Source organism: Rathayibacter sp. Leaf299, from assembly GCF_001423055.1.
GTDB classification, from domain to species: Bacteria; Actinomycetota; Actinomycetes; order Actinomycetales; family Microbacteriaceae; genus Rathayibacter; species Rathayibacter caricis.
The window spans coordinates 43624-62919 of the sequence record NZ_LMNT01000004.1; the positions used below are offsets into that span (position 1 = coordinate 43624).

A 19296-nucleotide genomic window follows, 5' to 3' on the forward strand; every position below is an offset into this window, starting at 1 on the left:
CCCGCCCTGACAGCGAGGATCCCCTGCAGATCGTTCACTCGTGCTCCGGAGGGAGGGACGCTCGGCAGCTCTCAGCTGCGCCAGTGGTCGCCGCGCGAGAGCGCCGCGACGATGTATGCCTCCGCGAGGTCCCAGCCATCGTCGATCAGGGACGTGCGCAGGCGGTGGATCCGGTATCCGAGGGATCCGAGAGCCGCATCCCTGCGGTCGTCGATGTCCGCATCGTGGAAGGCCGCGCCGTCCGCTTCGAGCACGAGGACCTCGCCGATCACGAAGTCGACACGGCGTCCGCCGATCCGGACCTGCTGGCGGAACGCGATGCCCAGGCGGCGGAGGCGGAAGGCCACCTGCGACTCGAGTCCGCTCTCGGAGAGAGCGCCGGCCCACTCGAGGAGAGCCCGCACCGGAAGAGGCAGGCGCGCGAGGATCCGCGCCTTGCCCGCAGGGCCGAGCCGTCGGTGGTGAAGTGCGGACTCGAGCAGCACGAACGCGGCCTCCGTGCCGAGACACGACGCGGCGGTGACGATGCAGTCCTCGAGGGACTGGACGAGCGCGCGCGGAGGCGGTGCCGACAGGGACCAGTGCACGTGGACGTCCGGATCCGCGAGCAGCCGTCGCGCGTACTGCTCGCGATCGCGCAGGCGGGAGGCGTGCTCGGGGACGGCGACGTGGAGACCGCGGAAGCGAGGGACCCAGAGGTCGTGGGAGACCGCGGCATCGGCGCAGGCGAGCACTCCGCCCACGCGGAACGCCTGCTCCACTCGCCCGTCGAGGCCCGGAAGGCTGTACCAGCCCTTCCGAATGCGGACGAGTGAGCCCGCGACGACCGCATCACGCAGCTGGCGCGGTGTCGTTCCCTCCCGGAGGAACTGCTCGGTCTTCACCACCCCGCCGGAGCGGAGCACTGTCGTCGAGGAGGGGTGCACGGGGACAGTCTCGGGACCTCGACGCGGTGCTATGAGGAGACGGCGGCCTTCTGGGGATGGGCGTGCACGACCGCGACGTGGGGAGGGAGGACGGCGACGTCTCGAGCGCACGATCTGCAGGGGATCCGCGCCCGTCCGGACCGGGTAGAGCAGCGGGAAGCGCATTCCTCCGCGGGATACCTGCAGATCGCGCGAGTACCTGCAGATCGCGCGAGTACCTGCAGATCGCGCGAGTACCTGCAGGGCGTGCGGGTGCCTGCAGAGCGTGCGGGTACCTGCAGAGCGTGCGGGTACCTGCAGAACGTGCGGGTGCCTGCAGGGCGCGCGGTGGGACGGAGTGGGGCGCGGACCGGCGGCCGGAGGGGCTAGGGGGCGACGCGGCCGTTGACGTTGAAGGCGGCGTAGGTGAGGGGCATGAGCTCCTCGAAGCGCTGCTCCATCTGCTCGGCGGCCATCTCGATCTCGCGCTGCGGGAAGGACGGGAAGGTCGAGTCCTCGCGCTTGGTGCGCAGCGACAGGAAGTTCATCAGCGAGCGCGCGTTCAGCGTCACGTACATCGACGAGTAGATGTTCAGCGGCAGGACGATGCGGGCGACCTCGCGCGCGACGCCCTCGCCGAGCATCCGCTGGTACGCCTCGAAGGCCTGCGTGCTGGCGCGGCGCGTCTCGGCGACGACGAGCTCGGTCTGCTCCGGCGTGCCGGGCTCGAAGGAGTAGGCGCCGGGCTTGCCGACCTGGACGAGGTTCCGCTGGGGGCCGGGCACGTAGAAGACGGGGCGCAGCTCGCGGTAGCGACCCGACTCCTCGTTGTAGGAGGCGATGCGGTGCCGCATGAACTCGCGGAAGACGAAGATGGGTGCCTGCACGTAGAAGGTCATCGAGTTGTGCTCGAAGGGCGAGCCGTGGCGGTCGCGCATCAGGTAGTTGATGAGGCCGCGGTCGCGCTTGCGCTGCAGCTCGGCGTCGGCCTCGTCGGCGTCATCGAGCGCTCCGGCGAGGGTCTGCTCACCCTGGGTCGAGACCCGGGCGGCGAAGAGCACGTCGGAGTCGTGGGCGCTGGAGCGGACGAGCTCCACGACGACATCGGATCGGAACTCGATCGACGGTCCGGTCTCGGGGGGATTCGGCTCGTTCTTCTGCTCGGTCACCGGATCACGATAGAGCACACCCCGGTCCGGCCGCCCGGGCCGTGCGGATCGACATCTCGCGCAATGAACGGACGTGCACGCTCGGTTCGCGCCTAGCCTTCCTCCGTGGACCCTCTTCTGATCGCCGTGCTGCTGGCCGGACTCGTCGCGCTCGCGACAGGCCTCGGTCTCGTGTACCGGCGCTCGCTCGGGCGCGTCCGCGCACGGCCCGCGCAGGCGGGCGAGCGGATCGATCCCGCGGGGCTCGTCCCCGGTTCGGCGCTGGGCCGGACGGCGACGATCGTGCAGTTCTCGACCGAGTACTGCACCCGCTGCCCGGCCGTCCACCGCATGCTCGACGGCCTCGCCCGCGAGCGCGACGGCGTCGAGCACCTCGACGTCGACCTCACCCACCGCGCCGACCTCGCCGACCGGTTCCGCGTGCTGCAGACGCCCACCCTGCTCGTCCTGGACCGCGACGGGATCCCCCGCAGCCGCATCGCGGGCGCCCCGGCGCGCAGCGTCGTGCTGGACGAGCTCGACCGACTCCTGGAGACCCCGTGACCACTCCCGTCCCCGCGAACCGCGTCGACCCGCGCGGGCCGCGCTTCGCCGCCTCCGTCACCGCACTCCTCCTGCTCGTCGCGGTGGGGCTCTCGCTCGCGGCTCCGGCCCGAGCCGATCTGCCGGGCCGCCTGGCGCAGCCCGGCTTCCTCGCGCTCGTGCTGATCGCCGCCCTCTTCGCCTGGTCCGCCGCGCGAGGGGTGGGCTCCGGGCCCTGGGCCGTCGTCTTCCGCCGTCTGGTGCGGCCACGCCTCGCTCCTGCGACCGAGTGGGAGGACGCCCGACCGCCCCGCTTCGCCCAGCTCGTCGGACTCGTGGTGACCGCCGTCGGCGTCGTGCTGCACCTCGCGGGCGTGCCGTACGCGGTGCCGGTCGCCGCGTCGCTGGCGTTCCTCGCCGCGTTCCTCAACGCGGTGTTCGGCCTGTGCCTGGGCTGCGAGCTCTACCTGCTGCTGGTCCGCGCCCGGGTGCTCGGGCGCTCGGGCGCCTCACGGGCGTGAGGCTCTAGGCTCGTTCACACCTCGCGGGCCGCCCGCGACGGGCCTCGGGAGGCACAGATGAGCGACTCGTCCGCACCGCGCACCGACTCGGACGGCGCAGGCGCTCCGTCCCGCCGCTCCGCTCGGGAGAGCACCGCCCGCCCCTCGGTCCTGCCGCCCGCGCAGACGCAGCCGGCCGTCCCCGCTGCGGAGCCCGTGGCGCCGCTGACCGTGCTGATCTCGGGCGCGAGCGGCATGATCGGCACGGAGCTGAGCCGTCAGCTGCGCGGCGACGGCCACGAGATCCTCCGCCTGGTGCGGCACGCGCCCACGAGCGCGGACGAGTTCCACTGGGCGCCGACCTCGCACATGCTCGACTTCAGCGTGCTCGACCGCGTCGACGCGGTCGTGAACCTCTCGGGCGCCTCCATCAGCCGGCTCCCGTGGACCTCGTCCTACAAGCGGGAGATCCTGGACTCGCGGGTCCAGGCGACCCGCACCCTCACCGACGCGATGCGGATGGCGACCTCTCCCCCGTCGATCCTCCTGAACGCCTCCGCCGTCGGCTTCTACGGCGACCGCCCGGGCGAGGACCTGACCGAGGACTCCGCGCGGGGCGAAGGGTTCCTGGCCGATGTCGTCGCCCGCTGGGAGGAGGCCGCGCACCTCGCGCCGGAATCCACCCGCGTCGCGACCCTGCGCACGGGGCTGGTCCTCGGCGACGGAGGAGCGCTCAAGCCGCTGCTTCCGCTGACGAAGCTCGGACTCAGCGGTCCGCTCGGCGGCGGCGAGCAGGCCTGGCCCTGGATCAGCCTCTACGACGAGGCCGCGGCCATCCGCCACCTCCTCACCTCGACGCTGTCCGGTCCCGTCAACCTCGCGGGGCCCGTCCCGGCGACCGCGAACGAGATCATGAAGACGCTCGCCGAGCAGCTGCACCGGCCGTTCAAGCTGCCGGTGCCGGGACGGATCATCGAGCTCGCGTTGCAGGACGCGGGTCACGAGCTCCTGCTCTCGAGCCAGCGGATGCTGCCGCAGCGACTGCTGGAGGACGGCTTCGTCTTCCGGCACCGCACGGTCGCCCAGGCGCTGGAGTGGGTCCTGGCCTGACGAGCGCCGGGAGTCCCCGGAGGCTCAGGCCGGAGCGTCCTTCTCGAGGGCGATCGACGTCCTGATCGCGCCCCGGGCGCGCTTGCGGTCGCCGCTCGCGTCGTAGGCGAGCCCCAGGCGGTACCACGCCCGCCAGCTCTGCGGATCGGCGTCCACCTCGGCCGCGTAGCCGGGGAACAGCGTGTCGGCCTCTTCTCGCAGCGGGCGGCCGCTGGCGCGCGAGTCGAGGACCTCCTTCGGGAGCGCGTCCTCGGATTCGAGCCGGCGGGCCAGGCGCTCGGCGCGGAGCCCGAACAGGAGCTCGCGAACGAGCCCCCAGACGCCGACGGCGCCGAGGATGAGCAGGCCCAGCCCCATCACGATGCCGGGGACCGTGCCCGCGGCGAACGCGACCACGGAGTACTGCAGGCAGACGAAGAGGTAGAGGGCGAGCAGGACCGCCATCAGCCCGACGCCGACGCGGGTCCTCACGGTGCGCTCGTCGCGGCCGCGGCCTGGCCGGACGGCGCGTCGTCGACCGGCGCCGACTCGCCGGGAGCCCGCTCGGCCAGCGGTGCCGCGTCGAACGCCGCACGCAGATCGAGCAGGGCGTCGAGCCCGACCACGACCCCGGTCGTCGAGCGCACCGCGTGCAGCGCCCTCAGGATCCCGGCCTCGTAGGAGGCCGGCGAGGAGGTGTCGTGGCGCAGCGTCACGGTCTCTCCGGTGCCGCCGAACACGACCTCCTGGCGGGCCTCGACTCCGGGCAGTCGCAGACTGTGCACCGGGATGCTCGCCACCTGCTGCCCGCGGGCGCGCTGGTCGGTGTGCGGTGCCTGCACCGGTCCGAGCTCCGCCCGGGCCTGCAGGATCAGCTCCGCGGTCCGGACGGCGGTGCCCGACGGCGAGTCGACCTTGCGGGCGCCGTGCGTCTCGACGATCTCGACGGCGTCGAAGAAGCGGGCGGCGACGGTCGCCAGCGCGGTCGCGAGGACGGAGCCGAGCGAGAAGTTCGGGACGATGACGACACCCGCGTCGGGCTGGGCCTCGACCGTGCGGCGCAGCGCCGCGATGCGGTCGCCGGTCCATCCGGACGTGCCCACGAGCACCTTCCGGCCGTGGGCGACCGCGAAGTCGACGACGCCCTGGCTGACCGCGGGGACCGTCATGTCGACGACCACGTCGGCCGCCAGCATCTCCTGCGGATCGCTCCGGGAGCCCAGCCGGGCGACGAGCTCGAACTCGTCGGAGGCGTCGATCAGCGAGCAGGTCAGAGAGCCGAGTCGGCCGGACGCACCGACGACGGCGACGGAAGTAGTCACTCCGTCAGCGTAACAACGCGGCTGCCCACGGGGGCGGTCGCTCAGTAGGGCTGGGCCTCCGGCAGGCCGGTGCGCAGCTCCACGGGCAGGTGCGCGAGGTCGTTGTGCACGACGAGGACCGGGGGCTTCCGCGATCGGACGCGGATGATCGTCAGCCCGCAGTTGGCCTGGTTGAGCCCGAGCCAGCGCCAGTCCGGGGCGTCGAAGACGTGCCGCACGAACCAGCCGATCACGAAGTTGTGGGTGATGAGGAGGTCGTGCCGGTCCTCGCGCGACGGGGCCAGGAACTCGGAGACCGCATCCTGCATCTGCGCGTGTCCCGCCTCGATCTCGGCGGGCGTGACGCTGCCGAAGAACGGCTCGAACGCGCGCGGCATGTCGGGCGTGGGGCCGGAGGGGATGCAGTCGAACAGCAGCGAGGAGGGCTCGATCGCGAGTCCGGGCAGGACCGCGCGGAACCGGGCGGCCGTCTCCTCCGCGCGCCGGAGCGGCGAGTGCCACGCGCCCGTGAACGGGACGCCGCCGAGCCGCTCGGCGATGAGGCGGGCCTGGCGCTCCCCTCGCGCCGACAGCGGCCCGTCGGGCATGCCGTGCTCGGCGTCCTGCTGCTCGCCGTGACGGACGAGGTAGATGTAATGGGACACGTGGGGCTCCCCCGGGTGCGGCGCGACGGTGCGCGGTCAACGGTCGTTCGCGAGAACGGTTCAGACGGTGGGAGCGCTCTCGATCTCGGCGATGCCGGCGAACGTCGATGCGTCGACCGCACCGACGGCCGAGATCGACGACGGCCCCCTCGCCAAGTCTGCCGCGAGAGCCTGGACATCCTCCGCGCCGACGCGCGCAAGACGGCGCAGGCTCTCATCCAGGTCGACGAATTCGCCGAAGGTCAGCTCGGCGCGGCCGAGCCGGGACATCCGCGTGTCCGAGTCCTCGAGCGCGAGGGCGGCGGCGCCGGACAGCTGGCCTCGGGCGCGCCCGATCTCGTCCTCGGAGACGCCGTCCTCGGCGAGGCGGTGGAACTCCGAGACGAGGAGCTCGGCGACGGTGCCGGCCTTGGCGGGCGTGCTCGCCGCGTAGAGGCCGAAGATGCCGGCGTCGGAGTAGGACGGGGCGAACGAGTAGACGGAGTAGGCGAGGCCTCGCTTCTCGCGGATCTCCTGGAAGAGGCGCGAGGACATCCCGCCTCCGAGGATCGAGTTCAGCACTCCCATCGTCATCCGGCGGTCGTCGGCCGCGGCGAGGCCGGGGAACCCGATGAGGATGTTGGCCTGCTCGGTCGGGCGATGCACGATCGAGAGCGCACTGCCCCGCTCGTAGTGCGCCTCGAGGCCCACGCGGCGCGCCACGGGAGCCGCCGGGACGGAGAGGTCCCAGCCGTCGGAGGAGAGCACGCGCTCGAGCAGCGCGACCAGGGACTCGTGCTCGACGGCGCCGGCGACGGAGACGACGAGATCGCGGGGGCTGTAGGCGGCCCGGTAGTGCGCCCAGACGGCGTCGCGGGTGGCCTCGCCGATGGTCTGCGGGCTGCCGCCGATCGGGCGCCCCAGCGGGTGGTCGCCGAAGACGGACTCGAACAGGCGCTCGCTCGCCACGTCGGCCGGATCGTCGTCGGCCATGGCGAGCTCCTCGAGGATCACGCCGCGCTCGGTCTCGAACTCGTCCGGGTCCAGCAGGCTGGAGGTGACCATGTCGCCGATGACCTCGACGGCCATCGGGAGATCGCGGTCCTGCACCTTGGCGTAGTAGCAGGTGTACTCCTTCGCGGTGAGCGCGTTGTGCTCGCCGCCCACGGAGTCGAAGGAGACGGCGATGTCGAGAGCCGAGCGCGACCGGGTGCCCTTGAAGAGCAGGTGCTCGAGGAAGTGGGTGGAGCCGAAGTTCGACGGGGTCGCCGGACGCCCGCCCTCGGCGGGACGCGCGGGCTGCTCGTCGCGCGAGCCCGCGGCGACCCAGAAGCCGACGGTGGCGCTGCGGGCGCCGGGGACGGCCTCGCTCAGGATGCGGACACCGCTGGAGAGGACGGAGCGGCGGACGAGCGAGCCACCGGCGGCCCGGATCGTCGTCTCCGGCTGGTCGAGAGGGAGTGCGACGCCGTGGTTCATCCGACCCACACTAGGTCACCCGCACGCGCTGTCCCGGCCCGCGGCCATCCGTGCAGGACTCGACGTCAGCGTCGAGCGCGCTCGAGGGCGTGGAGGTGAGCGGCGTCGAGCTCGAGCGAGACGGCGCGGACCAGGGTGTCGATCTCGGCGCAGGACCCGGGCTCGACGGTCGCCGCGGCGACACCCGGCCGGGCGAGCAGCCAGGCGAGGGCGACGGCGGCCGTGGTCGCGGACAGCTCGGCGCCGATCGCGTCGAGCGCCGCGAGCACCCGCCGTCCGCGACGGCCGAGATGCACCGACGCGAGCGCCCCGTCGGGAAGAGCCCGCAGTTCGCGCCTCGAGCGCGCCGCTCCGTGCAGGAAGCCGTGCGCGAGAGGCGCGGTGGCCACGACGGAGAGCCCCTGGCCCCGCGCGACGAGCCCGAGGTCGCCCTCGGCGTCCGAGCCCTCGAGCAGGCTGTAGCGCAGCTCCACCCCGGAGAAGCGCGGCAGGCCGTGACCGGCGAGCACCCGTGCCTCGAAGAGCTCCTCGGCCGCGAACCCCGAGGCGAGGACCGCCCGGACCTTCCCGCGCGCGAGCAGGACCTCGACGGCGCTGAGCAGCTCGTCGAGCCTCCCGGCGCTGTCGGGCCGCACCGCGAGGACGTCCAGGTGGTCGGTGCGCAGGCGCCGGAGCGACTCATCGACGCGGGCGACCAGGGCACGGGGGGACGGCGAGGCGTCGGCGGTCGATCCCAGGCGCCCGAGGAGGAGGAAGCGGTCGCGATCCCGGTGGCCCGCGAGCCACCGGCCCACGGTCTCCTCGCCGGCGGCGGACGCCGCGGTGTCGGTGACGAGGACTCCGTTGCCGCCCCAGGCCGCGAACCGCTCGAGGAGCTCGGGACCGGCGTCGTGGCCGCGACGGCCGAGGACGGCGGCGTCGAGCAGGAGGGGGAAGAGGGACTGCGCGGAGTCGCCGAGCGAGCGGCGCAGCGTGTGGGCGACGACCGGTCCGGTGTCTCCCGGGGAACCCGCTTCCGGGAGCGCTCCGAGGGATCCGTGACGCGTCGCCTTCACGGTCGCGCGGGCCTTCAGCCTCGGCACGCCACCACTCTCCCTGCGGCGGCTCGGGACCCGCCAGGACCGAGAGTAGCCGAGGGCCGAGCGCCGCTCCGGAGGCGGTGCGGAACGGTTCATCAGATCGTTACACGGAGGTCTCCTCCCCCGCCGCGAACCTGCTCCGCTCTCCCCAGGATGCGGTGCTGCGACTCCTCCGCTGCACCGGGTCGCGGCTAGATTCGCCCTCATGGAGCCCCTCACCCCGCCCCCGTCGACGCCCTGGTGGACCAGCGCCGTCGTCTACCAGATCTACCCCCGCTCGTTCGCGGACTCGAACGGCGACGGCATCGGCGACCTCGGCGGGATCCGCTCGCGGCTCGACCACCTGGCCGACCTCGGAGTGGACGTCGTCTGGCTGTCGCCGATCTACCCGTCACCGCAGCACGACAACGGCTACGACATCTCGGACTACGAGGACATCGATCCGCTCTTCGGAGACCTCGCGGAGTTCGACCTGCTGCTGGCGGAGGCGCACGAACGCGGCATCCGCATCGTGATGGACCTCGTGGTGAACCACACGAGCGACGAGCACGCGTGGTTCGTCGAGTCCCGCTCCTCGATCGAGAACCCCAGACGCGACTGGTACTGGTGGCGGAAGGGTCGCGCCGCCGCAGGCGTCTCCTCCGAGCTCGAGGCCGCCGGTGACGCAGGACTGGACGTCGCCGAGCCCAACGGCTGGCGCTCGTACTTCTCCGGGCCGGCGTGGACCCGGGACTCCGTGACCGACGAGTACTTCCTCCACCTGTTCGCGGTGCAGCAGCCCGACCTCAACTGGGAGAACGCCGAGGTCCGGCGCGCGGTGCACGCGATGATGAACCGCTGGCTCGACCGCGGCGTCGACGGGTTCCGGATGGACGTCATCAACCTCGTGTCGAAGAACCTCGACGAGGTCGACGGCGAGGGCGGCGGCACGGGCATCGTCGGCGGAGTGGGTCCGCGGCTGCACGAGTACCTCCGCGAGATGAACGAGGCCGTGTTCGCGGGGCGCGAGGGCGCCTACCTCACCGTCGGCGAGATGCCCGGAGTGACTCTGGAGGAGGCCGCGCTGGTCACCGATCCCCAGCGCCGGGAGCTCGACATGGTGTTCCAGTTCGAGCACGTGGGCATCGACCACGGCGTCGACAAGTTCCACCCGGTGCCGCTGGACCTCGTCGCGCTCAAGGCGAACCTCGCACGCTGGCAGGACGGCCTCGCCGAGCGCGGTTGGAACTCGCTGTACCTCAACAACCACGACCAGCCGCGGCTGGTCTCGCGCTTCGGCGACGACGGCCGCTACCGCTACGAATCGGCGACGCTGTGGGCGACGCTCCTGCACCTGCAGCGCGGCACGCCCTACATCTACCAGGGCGAGGAGATCGGGATGACGAACGTGCCCTTCTCGGGGATCGAGGACTTCCGGGACGTCGAGTCGCTGAACTACTACGCCGAGGCGGTCGGCGACCGCGGGGAGGATCCGGAGGAGGTCCTGGCGGGTCTGCGGGCGCAGAGCCGCGACAACGCGCGCACACCCGTGCAGTGGGACGGCGGCGAGCACGCCGGCTTCACGACGGGCGAACCGTGGATCCCGGTCAATCCGAACTCGATCGAGCTGAACGTGGCGGCCGATCGGGCATCGGAGCGCTCGGTGTTCGAGTACTACCGGGCCCTGATCGCGCTGCGGCACGCCGACGAGACCGTGCAGCTGGGCCGGTTCCGGCTCCTCGAGCCCGAGCACCCGACGCTCTTCGCGTTCACGCGCACCGGCGCGAGCGAGCTGCTCGCCGTGGGCAACGTGTCGAGCGAGCCGCTCGAGGTGTCGCTGCTGGCCGACTGGGCGGGGGCCGAGACGGTGCTGGGCAACGTGCCGGGGTCGACCGGGACGACGCTCCAACCGTGGGAGGCGCGGGTCCTGCGCCGCTGATCGGGAGCGCGGTCGGCCGACAGGCTCCCCGACCTCGTGCCGACGGCTCCGGGGATCACCCGGGAGCCGTCGGACCGGTCAGGCGGAGGCGCGGTCGAGCTGGGCGAGGTCGCTGCGGGTCAGCGGGAGGGCGGCCGCGCCGAAGACCGACTCGAGCTCCTCGGCTCCGCGGGCGCGGACGACCGCGGCGGAGACCTCCTGATGCGAGAGCACCCATGCGAGGGCGACCGTGCCGGGGTTGGTACCGTGGGCCTCGGCGATCTCGTCGAGCGCGGCGAGCACCTTGCTGCCGTGGCGCCCCACGTAGTCGAGCGCGGCCTCGAACATGACCGACTGCGGCTCGTCCGAGCGGTGGCGCAGCGCGCCCGTGAGGTAGCCGCTCGCGAGCGGGAGCCGCGCCAGCGTGCCGAGCTCCTGGCGGATCACCTCCGGGGCGACGTCGGACTCGTAGTCCTTGCGCTCCATCAGGTTGTACTCGGCCACCACGACCGAGAAGACGGGCAGCCCGTGGAGGGTCGCGGCCTCCTCGGCGCGGGCGAGCGCCTCGCCGCTGAAGTGGGCGGCGCCGAGCGCTCCGACGGAGCCGTTCGCGAGGAACGGGGCGACGGCCGCGAGGCTCTCCTCGATCGGCACCTCCGGGTCCTCGCTGTCGAAGGACAGGAGGTCGATCCGGGTGCCCAGCCGCTCGAGACTGCCCTCGACGGCCGCCCGGACGTCGGCCGGCGCGAGGCCCGGGGCGTCGGGGTGGCGGCCGACCTTGGTGGCGACGAGCATCCGCTCGCGTGCGCCGCTCGCCTCGAGCCAGCGGCCGATCATGTACTCGCTGCGGCCGGTCGCGTAGTGGTCGGCGGTCGAGATCAGGGTGCCGCCGAGCGCCGCGAAGGCGTCGAGCGCCTCGGTCGTGTCGTCGATCCCCGCGGCCCAGCCGAAGACGGAGCCGTCGAGGGCGAGCGGATGCACGGGGAGGCCGGTGCGACCGAGGGTGCGCTGGGGAGCGGCGGGCGTCTCCGGCTCGGTGGCCAGGGGCGTCGGGTCGATCACGGTGTTCCTCCGGTCGGGGCGGTGCGACGGCACGGTGCGGCAACGCTACCCCATCCGCCGCAGAACGACGGACGCCCGCCCCACCGGAGTGGGACGGGCGTCACGACGTGCGGGAGGGATCAGCTCTCGACGGGAGCCTCGATCGGCGCCTCGGCTCCGGCCTCCTCGGCCACGACGGGCGCGAGGGACAGCTTGCCGCGGTCGTCGATCTTGGTGATCTGGACGAGCAGCTTCTGGCCGACTCCGAGGACGTCCTCGACGTTCTCGACGCGCTTGCCACCGGCGAGCTTGCGGACCTCGCTGATGTGCAGCAATCCGTCCTTGCCCGGGAGCAGCGAGACGAACGCGCCGAACGTCGCGAGCTTGACGACGGTTCCGAGGAACTGCTCGCCGACCTCGGGGTTCGTCGGGTTCGCGATCGCGTTGACCTGGGCACGGGCGGCCTCGGCCGACGGGCCGTCGACGGCGCCGATGTAGACGGTGCCGTCCTCCTCGATGGAGATGTCGGCGCCGGTCTCGTCCTGGATCGCGTTGATCGTCTTGCCCTTGGGGCCGATCAGCTCGCCGATCTTGTCGACGGGGATCTGCACCGAGATCACGCGGGGCGCGGTCGGGGCCATCTCGTCGGGCTGGTCGATCGCGGCCGTGAGCACGGCGAGGATCGTGCTGCGCGCGTCCTTCGCCTGCTTGAGCGCGGCGTCGAGGACCGACGACGGGATGCCGTCGAGCTTCGTGTCGAGCTGGATCGCGGTGACGAACTCGGAGGTTCCGGCGACCTTGAAGTCCATGTCGCCGAGCGCGTCCTCGGCGCCCAGGATGTCGGTCAGCGCCGCGTAGCGGGTCTGGCCGTCGACGACGTCGGACACGAGGCCCATCGCGATGCCCGCGACCGGGGCGCGCAGCGGCACACCGGCGTTGAGGAGCGACAGGGTCGAGGCGCAGACCGAGCCCATCGAGGTCGAGCCGTTGGAGCTCAGCGCCTCGGAGACCTGGCGGATCGCGTAGGGGAACTCCTCGCGGGAGGGCAGCACCGGCACGAGGGCGCGCTCGGCGAGGAAGCCGTGCCCGATCTCGCGGCGCTTCGGCGACCCGACGCGACCGGTCTCACCGGTCGAGTAGGGCGGGAAGTTGTAGTGGTGCAGGTAGCGCTTCTTCGTGACGGGCGACAGCGAGTCGATCTGCTGCTCCATCTTGAGCATGTTCAGCGTGGTGACGCCCAGGATCTGGGTCTCGCCGCGCTGGAAGATCGCCGAGCCGTGGACGCGCGGGATGACCTGGACCTCGGCGTCGAGCGGACGGATGTCGGCGAGGCCGCGACCGTCGATGCGCACGCCGTCGCGGAGGATGCGTCCGCGGACGACCACCTTCGTGACCGACTTGTACGCCGCTCCGACCTGGCTGTAGGCCTCGGCCGAGAGCTGACCGGACGCGATGCGCTCGGCGATCTGCTCCTTGACCTTCGCCTTCAGAGCGTCGTCGGCGTCCTGGCGCTCGACCTTGTCGGCGATCGAGTAGATGCGGACGAGCTCGTCGTAGCTGAGCTCGGCGACGTTGTCGTAGGTCTCCTGCGCGTAGGGCAGGAACACCGGGTAGTCCTTGACGGGCTTCGCGGTGTTCGCGGCCATCTTCGCCTGCGCCTCGACGAGCGCGCGGATGAAGGGCTTGGAGGCCTCGAGGCCCTGGGCCACGACGGTCTCGTCGGGCTTGGTGGCGCCGGCCTTGATGAGGTTCCAGGAGCCCTCGGTCGCCTCGGCCTCGACCATCATGATGGCGACGTCGGAGGAGCCGTCCTCGTTGGTGACGACGCGGCCCGCGACGGTGAGGTCGAAGACGGCGCTCTCGAGCTGCGAGGCCTTGGGGAACGCGATCCACTGGTCGTTGCCCGAGCCGTCGGACATGAGCGCGAGGCGCACACCGGCGATGGGGCCCGAGAAGGGCAGACCGGAGATCTGGGTCGAGGCGCTCGCGGCGTTGATCGCGAGGGCGTCGTAGAACTCGTCCGGAGCGATGCTCAGGACCGTGATGACGATCTGGACCTCGTTGCGCAGGCCCTCGACGAACGAGGGGCGCAGCGGCCGGTCGATCAGACGGCAGACCAGGATCGCCTCGGTGGAGGGGCGGCCCTCGCGGCGGAAGAACGAGCCGGGGATCTTGCCGGCGGCGTAGGAGCGCTCCTCGACGTCGACGGTCAGCGGGAAGAAGTCGAAGTTGTCCTTCGGGTTCTTCGACGCCGAGGTGGCCGAGAGGATCATCGTGTCCTCGTCGAGGTACGCGGCGACCGCTCCCTGAGCCTGCTGCGCGAGGCGGCCGGTCTCGAAGCGGACGGTGCGGGTGCCGTACGAGCCGTTGTCGAGAACGGCTTCGGCGAATGTGATTTCAGGACCTTCCAAGAGGTTCTGTCTCCTTCAACGTATGCAGCGGCGCCCGTTCTGGGCGCCGGCGTTCGTCGGAGCAGAGTTCCGGTCAGGAATCGAGACGATTCCACGGCAGGGCGTCGCGCCGTGCCGTCGTGTGGAGGGCGTTCGTGCTGGCCACCAGTAGAAAAGCTCCGGGTCGCCTCCTGTGCGACGACGCCGCACCTGTGAACCGGGACTCCACCACCGAGGACCAGCTTCCTGCCGGCCTGCTCCGTGGTTCGAATCCGGTGACGGCCGGCGGCCGCTGCGGATTCGGAACCGGTTCATGCTATCAGCACGGGTGCCGGACGGCCAGGAACGCGCGGCGGGACGCTCCGGGGCGGCTGCTCGACCGGCGTCGGGAGGAGCGCTCAGCCGCGCGTCTCGTGCATCAGCAGCTGCACCCGGAGCGCGCCCTTCACCGTGACGATGCGCGCCGGCACACGCGGCTGCTTGCCCGCCTCCGACAGCCGCGAGAGCGCCGCGTCGACGACGTTCTCGAGACCGCGGGGCACGTAGCCGACGAGGTCGGAGGGGCGGTGGTTGGCGAAGAGACGGACCGGCATGGGGGCGTCCACGCGCTCCTCCTCGAGGGTGCGGCGCGGGATCACCGCCGTGATCTCGTCCTCGCCGAGCGCCAGGACACGGGCGAGCTCGTCCTGGTGCGAGGCGCTGTCGGCGATACCGAGCAGCGTCTCCCCGCGCCGGGACTTCGGCAGCAGGTCGTAGTCGTAGTCGTCGAGCTTGCCCGATCCGCGGTCGTTCGCGGGGAGGGGGTTCTGGTCGTCGCGTCCGCGTCCGAAGGAGAAGAGCTTCATGCCCCCATTGTGACGCTGACGGCGACGGGGCGGCTCTCGCGAGCGGAGGTGCGGCCCCGGGGCTCGATCAGGAGCGGGAGGAGCGGAGCATCCGTGCGATCGCCGCGAGCACCAGCAGCAGCACCACCGCGACGAAGCCCAGGAGGACGGGCACGGCGGGCAGGAGCGCGAGGGCCGCTCCGATGGCGAGGACGGGGATCGCGAGGCCGAGATAGGCGGCGAGGAACATGCCGGCCAGGACCTCGCCGCGCGCGGCGTCCGAGGCGAGCGAGCCGGCGACCGCGAGGGACAGGCGGAACAGCAGGCCGACTCCGGCACCGGCGAGCACTCCCCCGGCGACGAACGGCCAGAGGACGGCCGTCACGGCGCCGACGGCGACCAGCAGGAGGCCGACGGCGAGGGCGGCGGCCGACAGCAGGAGCGCGGGGCGGGCGGCGAGGCGGGCGGAGAGGAGCTGCGCCACGGCGCCGGCGGCGAAGACTCCGAACGACACGGCGCCGGCGACCAGGTGGGAGGTCTCACCGAAGCGACCGGCCAGGAAGGTCGGAGCGAGCGAGGTGAAGAGGCCGAAGACGGCGAAGCCGGCGAACGCGCCGACCGCGGCCGAGAGGAAGGCGCCGCGCGACTCGGCGGGCACGGCGAGCCGCTGCGGGCGGTAGGCGGGCAGGACCTCGCGCCGTTCGACGGTCTCGGGCACGAGGGCGACTCCGAGGCCGAGGACCACGAGCAGCACGAGGAAGACCTCGTAGGGGACGACCAGCGGGCGGTCGACGGTCACGGCGAGCACGCCCCCGACCAGCGGGCCCAGCGCCAGCCCGCCCATGTTCACGAGCGTCGAGACCGCCCGCGAGGTGCCGGGCCCCTCCTCGGGGCGGGCGACGGCGCGCAGCTCTGAGAGGTGCGCGGTCGCGGTGGCCGTCAGGGCGCCGACGCCGAGCCCCGTCAGCAGGCGGGCGATCAGGAGGCCCGGGACCTCGGGCCAGAGCAGGAAGACGATCGCGGCGAGCACCTCGACCAGGATCGACGCGAGCAGGATGCGGCGGCGGCCGAGCCAGTCGCTGACGTGGCCGGCGAGGAAGAGGCTCGCGACCACTCCGACCGCGTAGGCGGCGAACACCACGGTGACGACGAAGGCCGGGAAGCCGTCGCGGGCCTGGTAGATCGCGTAGAGCGGGGTCGGCACGGTGGAGAACGCCATGACCGCGAGGAACGCCGCGGCGATGACCCAGAAGCCGGGGCCGTGCGGCAGCTCGGGTCGGCGGGAGGCCGGACCCGCGGGAGCGGGCCGGGAGGGGCGGTGGTCGAGGTCCGGAGTGGTCACGCGATCAGGTTCCTCCGCCGGACTGAGCGTGTCCAACGGAGGATCTCGGTCGCATTCATCGAGTCCGGTGGATGATGGCGGGATGGACGATCGACAACTGGCCGCGTTCGTCGCGGTCGCGGAGGAGCTCCACTTCACTCGGGCGGCGGCGCGGCTGTTCGTGGTGCAGTCCACGCTGTCCGCCAGCATCCGCGCCCTCGAGCACGAGCTCGGAGCGGCGCTGTTCGAGCGCTCGACGCGCCGGGTCGCCCTCACCGCGGTGGGCGAGGCGCTGCTGCCGGAGGCGCGCCGGGCGATCGACGGGCTCGACCGGATGCGCACGCTCGCCGCCGAGGACGCCGCGGGGCTGCGCGGACGGGTGCGGGTGGGCACGTTCTCGGGCATGGACCTGATCGACCTGCCCGGGGCGCTCGGCGCGTACCGGCGCCGGCATCCGCTCGTGGATCTGCTGCTGCGCACCTCGGCGACCGGATCGACGGGCCTGGCCGAGGACCTGCGCCGCGGACGGCTCGACGTCGCACTGCTCGCGCTCCCCGCGGACGGGATGCCGGATCTCGCCGTCACGCCGCTCGCGCGCAGCGACTACGTGCTCCTGGTACCGGACGACCACCCGCTCGCCGACGCGACCGCACCCCGACCGAAGGACCTCGCGGGCGAGACGTTCGTGGACACTCCGGCCGGCTTCGGCAACCGGGTCAGCGTCGACCGCGCGTTCCTCGCCGAGGGTGTCCCCCGGCGCGTGGCGACCGAGGTCGCGGATCTGCCCGGGATCCCGCGGTTCGTGCAGGCGGGCCTCGGCGTGGCGGTCGTGCCGCGGGTGGGCGTGACGGCGCTCGGGGGTGTGCGCTCGATCACCCTGGACTGCCCGGGGCTCGAGTGGGAGCTCTCGGTCGGGACCGCGCTGCGACCCTCCGCCGCGGTGGAGGCGCTGACCGCGCTCCTCCAGGAGCGGCGGAGCGCTTGAGCGGTCGGCGTCAGCCCTCGAGAAGGGGACCGCGGACGATCGAGTCGCCGGAGTGCGCGGGGTCGCCGTCGAGCGGTTCCTCCGACACGTCGACCAGCGAGTACTCCGAGAGGTCGAGGCCGGCCGGGACGGCGAAGCGGCCCTCGGTGCCGTCGAGGGCTCCGAGCGGCACGAGGCCGGACGCGTCGGCGGCGATCAGCCAGACCTCGCGGTAGCCGCCGTCCCCACCCTGCGCGTCGAGCCGCACGATCAGCTCGCGACCGCCGTCGACGTCCTCGAGCTCGGCGGAGCCGGTCGCGCCCTGCCAGTCGGGGAACGCCTGGAGCTCGGCCCGCGCCACGACGACCACGTCCTCCGTCTGCGACGCCTGCCACCACGCTCCGCCCGCCACTCCGACCGCGAGGGCGGAGAAGGCGGCGAGCGAGGTGAGCACCACGCGGCCGGTGCGCCGACGACGGCGCTCGGGACGGTGCCGGCCCGTGGAGCCGGACTGAGCGACCGGGACGGGAGCGGTGTCGGGTCGCTCCGGGACGGGTGCGAGCACGGGAGCCGCGGAGTGCTCCTCGAGGCCGAGTTCGTCGCGGATGCGGTCCCAGACCGCGGCGGACGGCGTCTCGAGGACGACTCCGCGGCTGTCGCGGCCGACCTCGGCGACGTGGCCGAGCTCGACGAGCTGCTGCGCGCACTCCGGGCACTCGGCCAGGTGCGCGTCGGCCTCGCCGCTCGACTCCTCGCCGAGCGCGAGCAGCGCGATCTCGTTGGGGTCCAGGTGGGTCATGTGCTGCTCACCTCCAATCGGGAGCGGAGTCTGTCGAGGCTGCGGCGGATGTGGCTCTTGACGGTACCGAGCGGCAGCCCGGTCCGAGCGGCGATCTCGGTGTGGGTGAGGTCGTCGTAGAAGGCGAGGCTCATCACCCGGCGGGGCACGGGGTCGAGTCGGGCGAGCTCGTCGGCGACCAGGACCTTCGCCTCCAGATCGACCGGGGTCTCGCCCTCCTCGATCGGAGCGACGGCGACGAGCGCCTGGGTGAGCCGGCGCTCGCGCGATCGGTTCTCGTGCGCGTCGGCGATGCGGTTGCGGGAGATCCCGACCAGCCAGGCTCCCAGAGCGGCGCGGTCCGGATCGAAGTTCTGCCGGCCGGTCCAGGCCGAGACGAAGACGCGCTGCACCACGTCCTCCGCGTCGCCCCGGTCGCCGAGAGAGCGCAGAGCGAGGGTGAACAGCAGCGGGGACCACCGCGCGTAGGCCTCCGCGAGCGAGGACTCGTCGCCCGCGGCGAAGCGGAGCCCGAGACGGCGCACGACGGCGCGCTCGTCCTCGGCCCCGTCGAGGGGTGCGCTGGTGAGGGCGTCGGACAGTGGGATGCTCCTGAGGTGGGGACGGCGCTGCACCCTGGCGTCGGGCTGCGCTGCGGCGGTCGCTGCGCTCATCGTACGCGCGGCGATCGGGCGGTCGGAGTCACGGGGACGGCACCGCCGTGACGACGACGTTGCTGAGGTAGTGGCGCGTGTCGTAGTCGAAGTCGCCGCCGCACGTGATGAGGACGAGCCGGGGCGCACCGTCGCGGGTGAACACGGCCGGGAGATCGACGGACGTCTTCTCGGTGGTCTCGACCGTCGTGACGGTGAAGGAGCGCTCGGCTCCGTCGTCGCTCGTGAGTCGGACGATCTGGCCGGGCTGCGCCGATGTCAGCTCGACGAACGGGCCGAGGCCGTAGGCGAGGGAGTCGACGTGGGCGGCGATGACGATCGTCCCGTCGGGCTCGTCCAGGCCCGCTCCGAACCGGTACCAGCCGGCCGTCGCGGTGTCGGGGACCAGCTCCATGGTGCCGTCGTCGGCCACTCCGACCGGTTCGAGCGGCATGTCGACCGGCAGCCCGTCGACCACGATCCGCGTGGGGGCGATGACGCTGGGAGCCGGGGTCGCTCCCAGACGCGCATCCGCGAGGGGCACGGCGGGCGGGGCGGCGGAGGGGATCGCGGACGGCGCGGGCGGGGGCTGCTGCACCGAGAGGCTCGCGTCGGGCGAGGGCACGACCCCAGCCGCCTGCGCCGAGCATCCGGCGAGACCCGCGCCGACCGCGATCGACCCGATCACGACGAGGACGCGCAGAGGGAAGGGGTTCCGGCTCATGGCGTCCTCCTGGGTC

19 protein-coding genes are annotated in these 19296 nt (G+C 72.7%); 5 read left to right on the plus strand and 14 right to left on the minus strand.

All coding sequences use genetic code 11. The features are described from left to right. Window positions 1-71: 71 nt before the first annotated feature. Both ASF48_RS14630 and thyX read right to left on the minus strand, forming a co-directional pair. Window positions 72-926 (minus strand): type IV toxin-antitoxin system AbiEi family antitoxin domain-containing protein, encoded by an 855-nt coding sequence (locus ASF48_RS14630; RefSeq protein ID WP_055793354.1) that lies wholly within the window; start codon window positions 924-926, stop codon window positions 72-74. Window positions 927-1291: 365 nt separating this feature from the next. Further along, window positions 1292-2074 (minus strand): FAD-dependent thymidylate synthase, encoded by a 783-nt coding sequence (thyX, locus tag ASF48_RS14635; protein ID WP_055793884.1) that lies wholly within the window; start codon window positions 2072-2074, stop codon window positions 1292-1294. A 105-nt stretch (window positions 2075-2179) separates the two neighbouring features. On the opposite strand from thyX, the gene ASF48_RS14640 reads away from it, so the two are divergent. The 3 genes from ASF48_RS14640 to ASF48_RS14650 are packed head-to-tail and all read left to right on the plus strand — an operon-like array spanning window position 2180 to window position 4206. Next, window positions 2180-2617 carry a thioredoxin family protein gene (locus ASF48_RS14640; protein ID WP_055793357.1) on the plus strand — a complete coding sequence of 146 codons (438 nt, stop codon included), beginning with the start codon at window positions 2180-2182 and terminating at the stop codon, window positions 2615-2617. Continuing rightward, on the plus strand, window positions 2614-3117 hold the full coding sequence (locus tag ASF48_RS14645; protein ID WP_055793359.1) for a DUF4395 domain-containing protein: 504 nt from the start codon (window positions 2614-2616) through the stop codon (window positions 3115-3117). Before ASF48_RS14640 ends, ASF48_RS14645 begins: the two co-directional genes overlap by 4 nt. Before the next feature lie 57 nt (window positions 3118-3174). After that, the gene (locus ASF48_RS14650) at window positions 3175-4206 is read left to right on the plus strand and encodes a TIGR01777 family oxidoreductase (protein ID WP_082481554.1); all 1032 of its coding nucleotides are present in this window, start codon (window positions 3175-3177) and stop codon (window positions 4204-4206) included. A 24-nt stretch (window positions 4207-4230) separates the two neighbouring features. Here ASF48_RS14650 and ASF48_RS14655 read toward each other — a convergent pair whose 3' ends face one another. From ASF48_RS14655 to ASF48_RS14675, 5 genes are all read right to left on the minus strand, one after another. Next, complete coding sequence (locus ASF48_RS14655) at window positions 4231-4677, minus strand: hypothetical protein (RefSeq protein WP_055793362.1); 447 nt, start codon at window positions 4675-4677, stop codon at window positions 4231-4233. Next, entirely contained in the window at window positions 4674-5507 is an 834-nt protein-coding gene (gene dapB / locus ASF48_RS14660) for a 4-hydroxy-tetrahydrodipicolinate reductase (protein ID WP_055793365.1), read from the minus strand. Before dapB ends, ASF48_RS14655 begins: the two co-directional genes overlap by 4 nt. Before the next feature lie 41 nt (window positions 5508-5548). Then, window positions 5549-6151, minus strand: a complete 603-nt coding sequence (locus ASF48_RS14665; RefSeq protein ID WP_055793368.1) for a histidine phosphatase family protein — start codon at window positions 6149-6151, stop codon at window positions 5549-5551. Window positions 6152-6211: 60 nt separating this feature from the next. Continuing rightward, window positions 6212-7609 carry a M16 family metallopeptidase gene (locus tag ASF48_RS14670; protein ID WP_055793371.1) on the minus strand — a complete coding sequence of 466 codons (1398 nt, stop codon included), beginning with the start codon at window positions 7607-7609 and terminating at the stop codon, window positions 6212-6214. A 65-nt stretch (window positions 7610-7674) separates the two neighbouring features. Beyond that, window positions 7675-8691, minus strand: a complete 1017-nt coding sequence (locus ASF48_RS14675; protein ID WP_055793374.1) for an aldo/keto reductase — start codon at window positions 8689-8691, stop codon at window positions 7675-7677. A gap of 202 nt (window positions 8692-8893) precedes the next feature. Here ASF48_RS14675 and ASF48_RS14680 point away from each other — a divergent pair, with 202 nt between their 5' ends. After that, window positions 8894-10606, plus strand: a complete 1713-nt coding sequence (locus tag ASF48_RS14680; protein WP_055793377.1) for a glycoside hydrolase family 13 protein — start codon at window positions 8894-8896, stop codon at window positions 10604-10606. A 78-nt stretch (window positions 10607-10684) separates the two neighbouring features. Here ASF48_RS14680 and ASF48_RS14685 read toward each other — a convergent pair whose 3' ends face one another. The 4 genes from ASF48_RS14685 to ASF48_RS14700 form a co-directional block, all read right to left on the minus strand. Continuing rightward, window positions 10685-11647 (minus strand): aldo/keto reductase, encoded by a 963-nt coding sequence (locus tag ASF48_RS14685; RefSeq protein WP_162238039.1) that lies wholly within the window; start codon window positions 11645-11647, stop codon window positions 10685-10687. Window positions 11648-11766: 119 nt separating this feature from the next. Then, a complete protein-coding gene (locus tag ASF48_RS14690; protein WP_055793380.1) occupies window positions 11767-14037 on the minus strand; it encodes a polyribonucleotide nucleotidyltransferase in 2271 nt (756 codons plus the stop codon). A gap of 377 nt (window positions 14038-14414) precedes the next feature. Further along, window positions 14415-14861 (minus strand): hypothetical protein, encoded by a 447-nt coding sequence (locus ASF48_RS14695; protein WP_055793381.1) that lies wholly within the window; start codon window positions 14859-14861, stop codon window positions 14415-14417. A gap of 67 nt (window positions 14862-14928) precedes the next feature. Continuing rightward, the gene (locus ASF48_RS14700; RefSeq protein WP_055793387.1) at window positions 14929-16182 is read right to left on the minus strand and encodes an MFS transporter; all 1254 of its coding nucleotides are present in this window, start codon (window positions 16180-16182) and stop codon (window positions 14929-14931) included. Window positions 16183-16264: 82 nt separating this feature from the next. Here ASF48_RS14700 and ASF48_RS14705 point away from each other — a divergent pair, with 82 nt between their 5' ends. After that, window positions 16265-17146, plus strand: coding sequence for a LysR family transcriptional regulator (locus ASF48_RS14705; protein ID WP_055793391.1), 882 nt, complete (start codon window positions 16265-16267; stop codon window positions 17144-17146). 10 nt (window positions 17147-17156) lie between these two features. On the opposite strand, the gene ASF48_RS14710 is transcribed toward ASF48_RS14705, so the two are convergent. The 3 genes from ASF48_RS14710 to ASF48_RS14720 are packed head-to-tail and all read right to left on the minus strand — an operon-like array spanning window position 17157 to window position 19280. Next, the gene (locus ASF48_RS14710; protein ID WP_055793392.1) at window positions 17157-17924 is read right to left on the minus strand and encodes an anti-sigma factor; all 768 of its coding nucleotides are present in this window, start codon (window positions 17922-17924) and stop codon (window positions 17157-17159) included. Then, the gene (locus tag ASF48_RS14715) at window positions 17921-18577 is read right to left on the minus strand and encodes an RNA polymerase sigma factor (protein WP_082481560.1); all 657 of its coding nucleotides are present in this window, start codon (window positions 18575-18577) and stop codon (window positions 17921-17923) included. The genes ASF48_RS14710 and ASF48_RS14715 overlap by 4 nt, the downstream gene beginning before the upstream one ends. 28 nt (window positions 18578-18605) lie before the next feature. Continuing rightward, on the minus strand, window positions 18606-19280 hold the full coding sequence (locus ASF48_RS14720) for a class F sortase (protein WP_157603182.1): 675 nt from the start codon (window positions 19278-19280) through the stop codon (window positions 18606-18608). Between the last annotated feature and the right edge of the window lie 16 nt (window positions 19281-19296).

What these genes read in the sequence shown, in the direction of transcription:
- ASF48_RS14650 (WP_082481554.1), top strand. Translation starts at nt 3,175, where the DNA reads ATGAGCGACTCGTCCGCACCGCGCACCGACTCGGACGGCGCAGGCGCT.
- ASF48_RS14670 (WP_055793371.1), bottom strand. Translation starts at nt 7,609, where the DNA reads ATGAACCACGGCGTCGCACTCCCTCTCGACCAGCCGGAGACGACGATC.
- ASF48_RS14680 (WP_055793377.1), top strand. Translation starts at nt 8,894, where the DNA reads ATGGAGCCCCTCACCCCGCCCCCGTCGACGCCCTGGTGGACCAGCGCC.
- ASF48_RS14695 (WP_055793381.1), bottom strand. Translation starts at nt 14,861, where the DNA reads ATGAAGCTCTTCTCCTTCGGACGCGGACGCGACGACCAGAACCCCCTC.
- ASF48_RS14705 (WP_055793391.1), top strand. Translation starts at nt 16,265, where the DNA reads ATGGACGATCGACAACTGGCCGCGTTCGTCGCGGTCGCGGAGGAGCTC.
- ASF48_RS14710 (WP_055793392.1), bottom strand. Translation starts at nt 17,924, where the DNA reads ATGACCCACCTGGACCCCAACGAGATCGCGCTGCTCGCGCTCGGCGAG.
- ASF48_RS14715 (WP_082481560.1), bottom strand. Translation starts at nt 18,577, where the DNA reads ATGAGCGCAGCGACCGCCGCAGCGCAGCCCGACGCCAGGGTGCAGCGC.
- ASF48_RS14720 (WP_157603182.1), bottom strand. Translation starts at nt 19,280, where the DNA reads ATGAGCCGGAACCCCTTCCCTCTGCGCGTCCTCGTCGTGATCGGGTCG.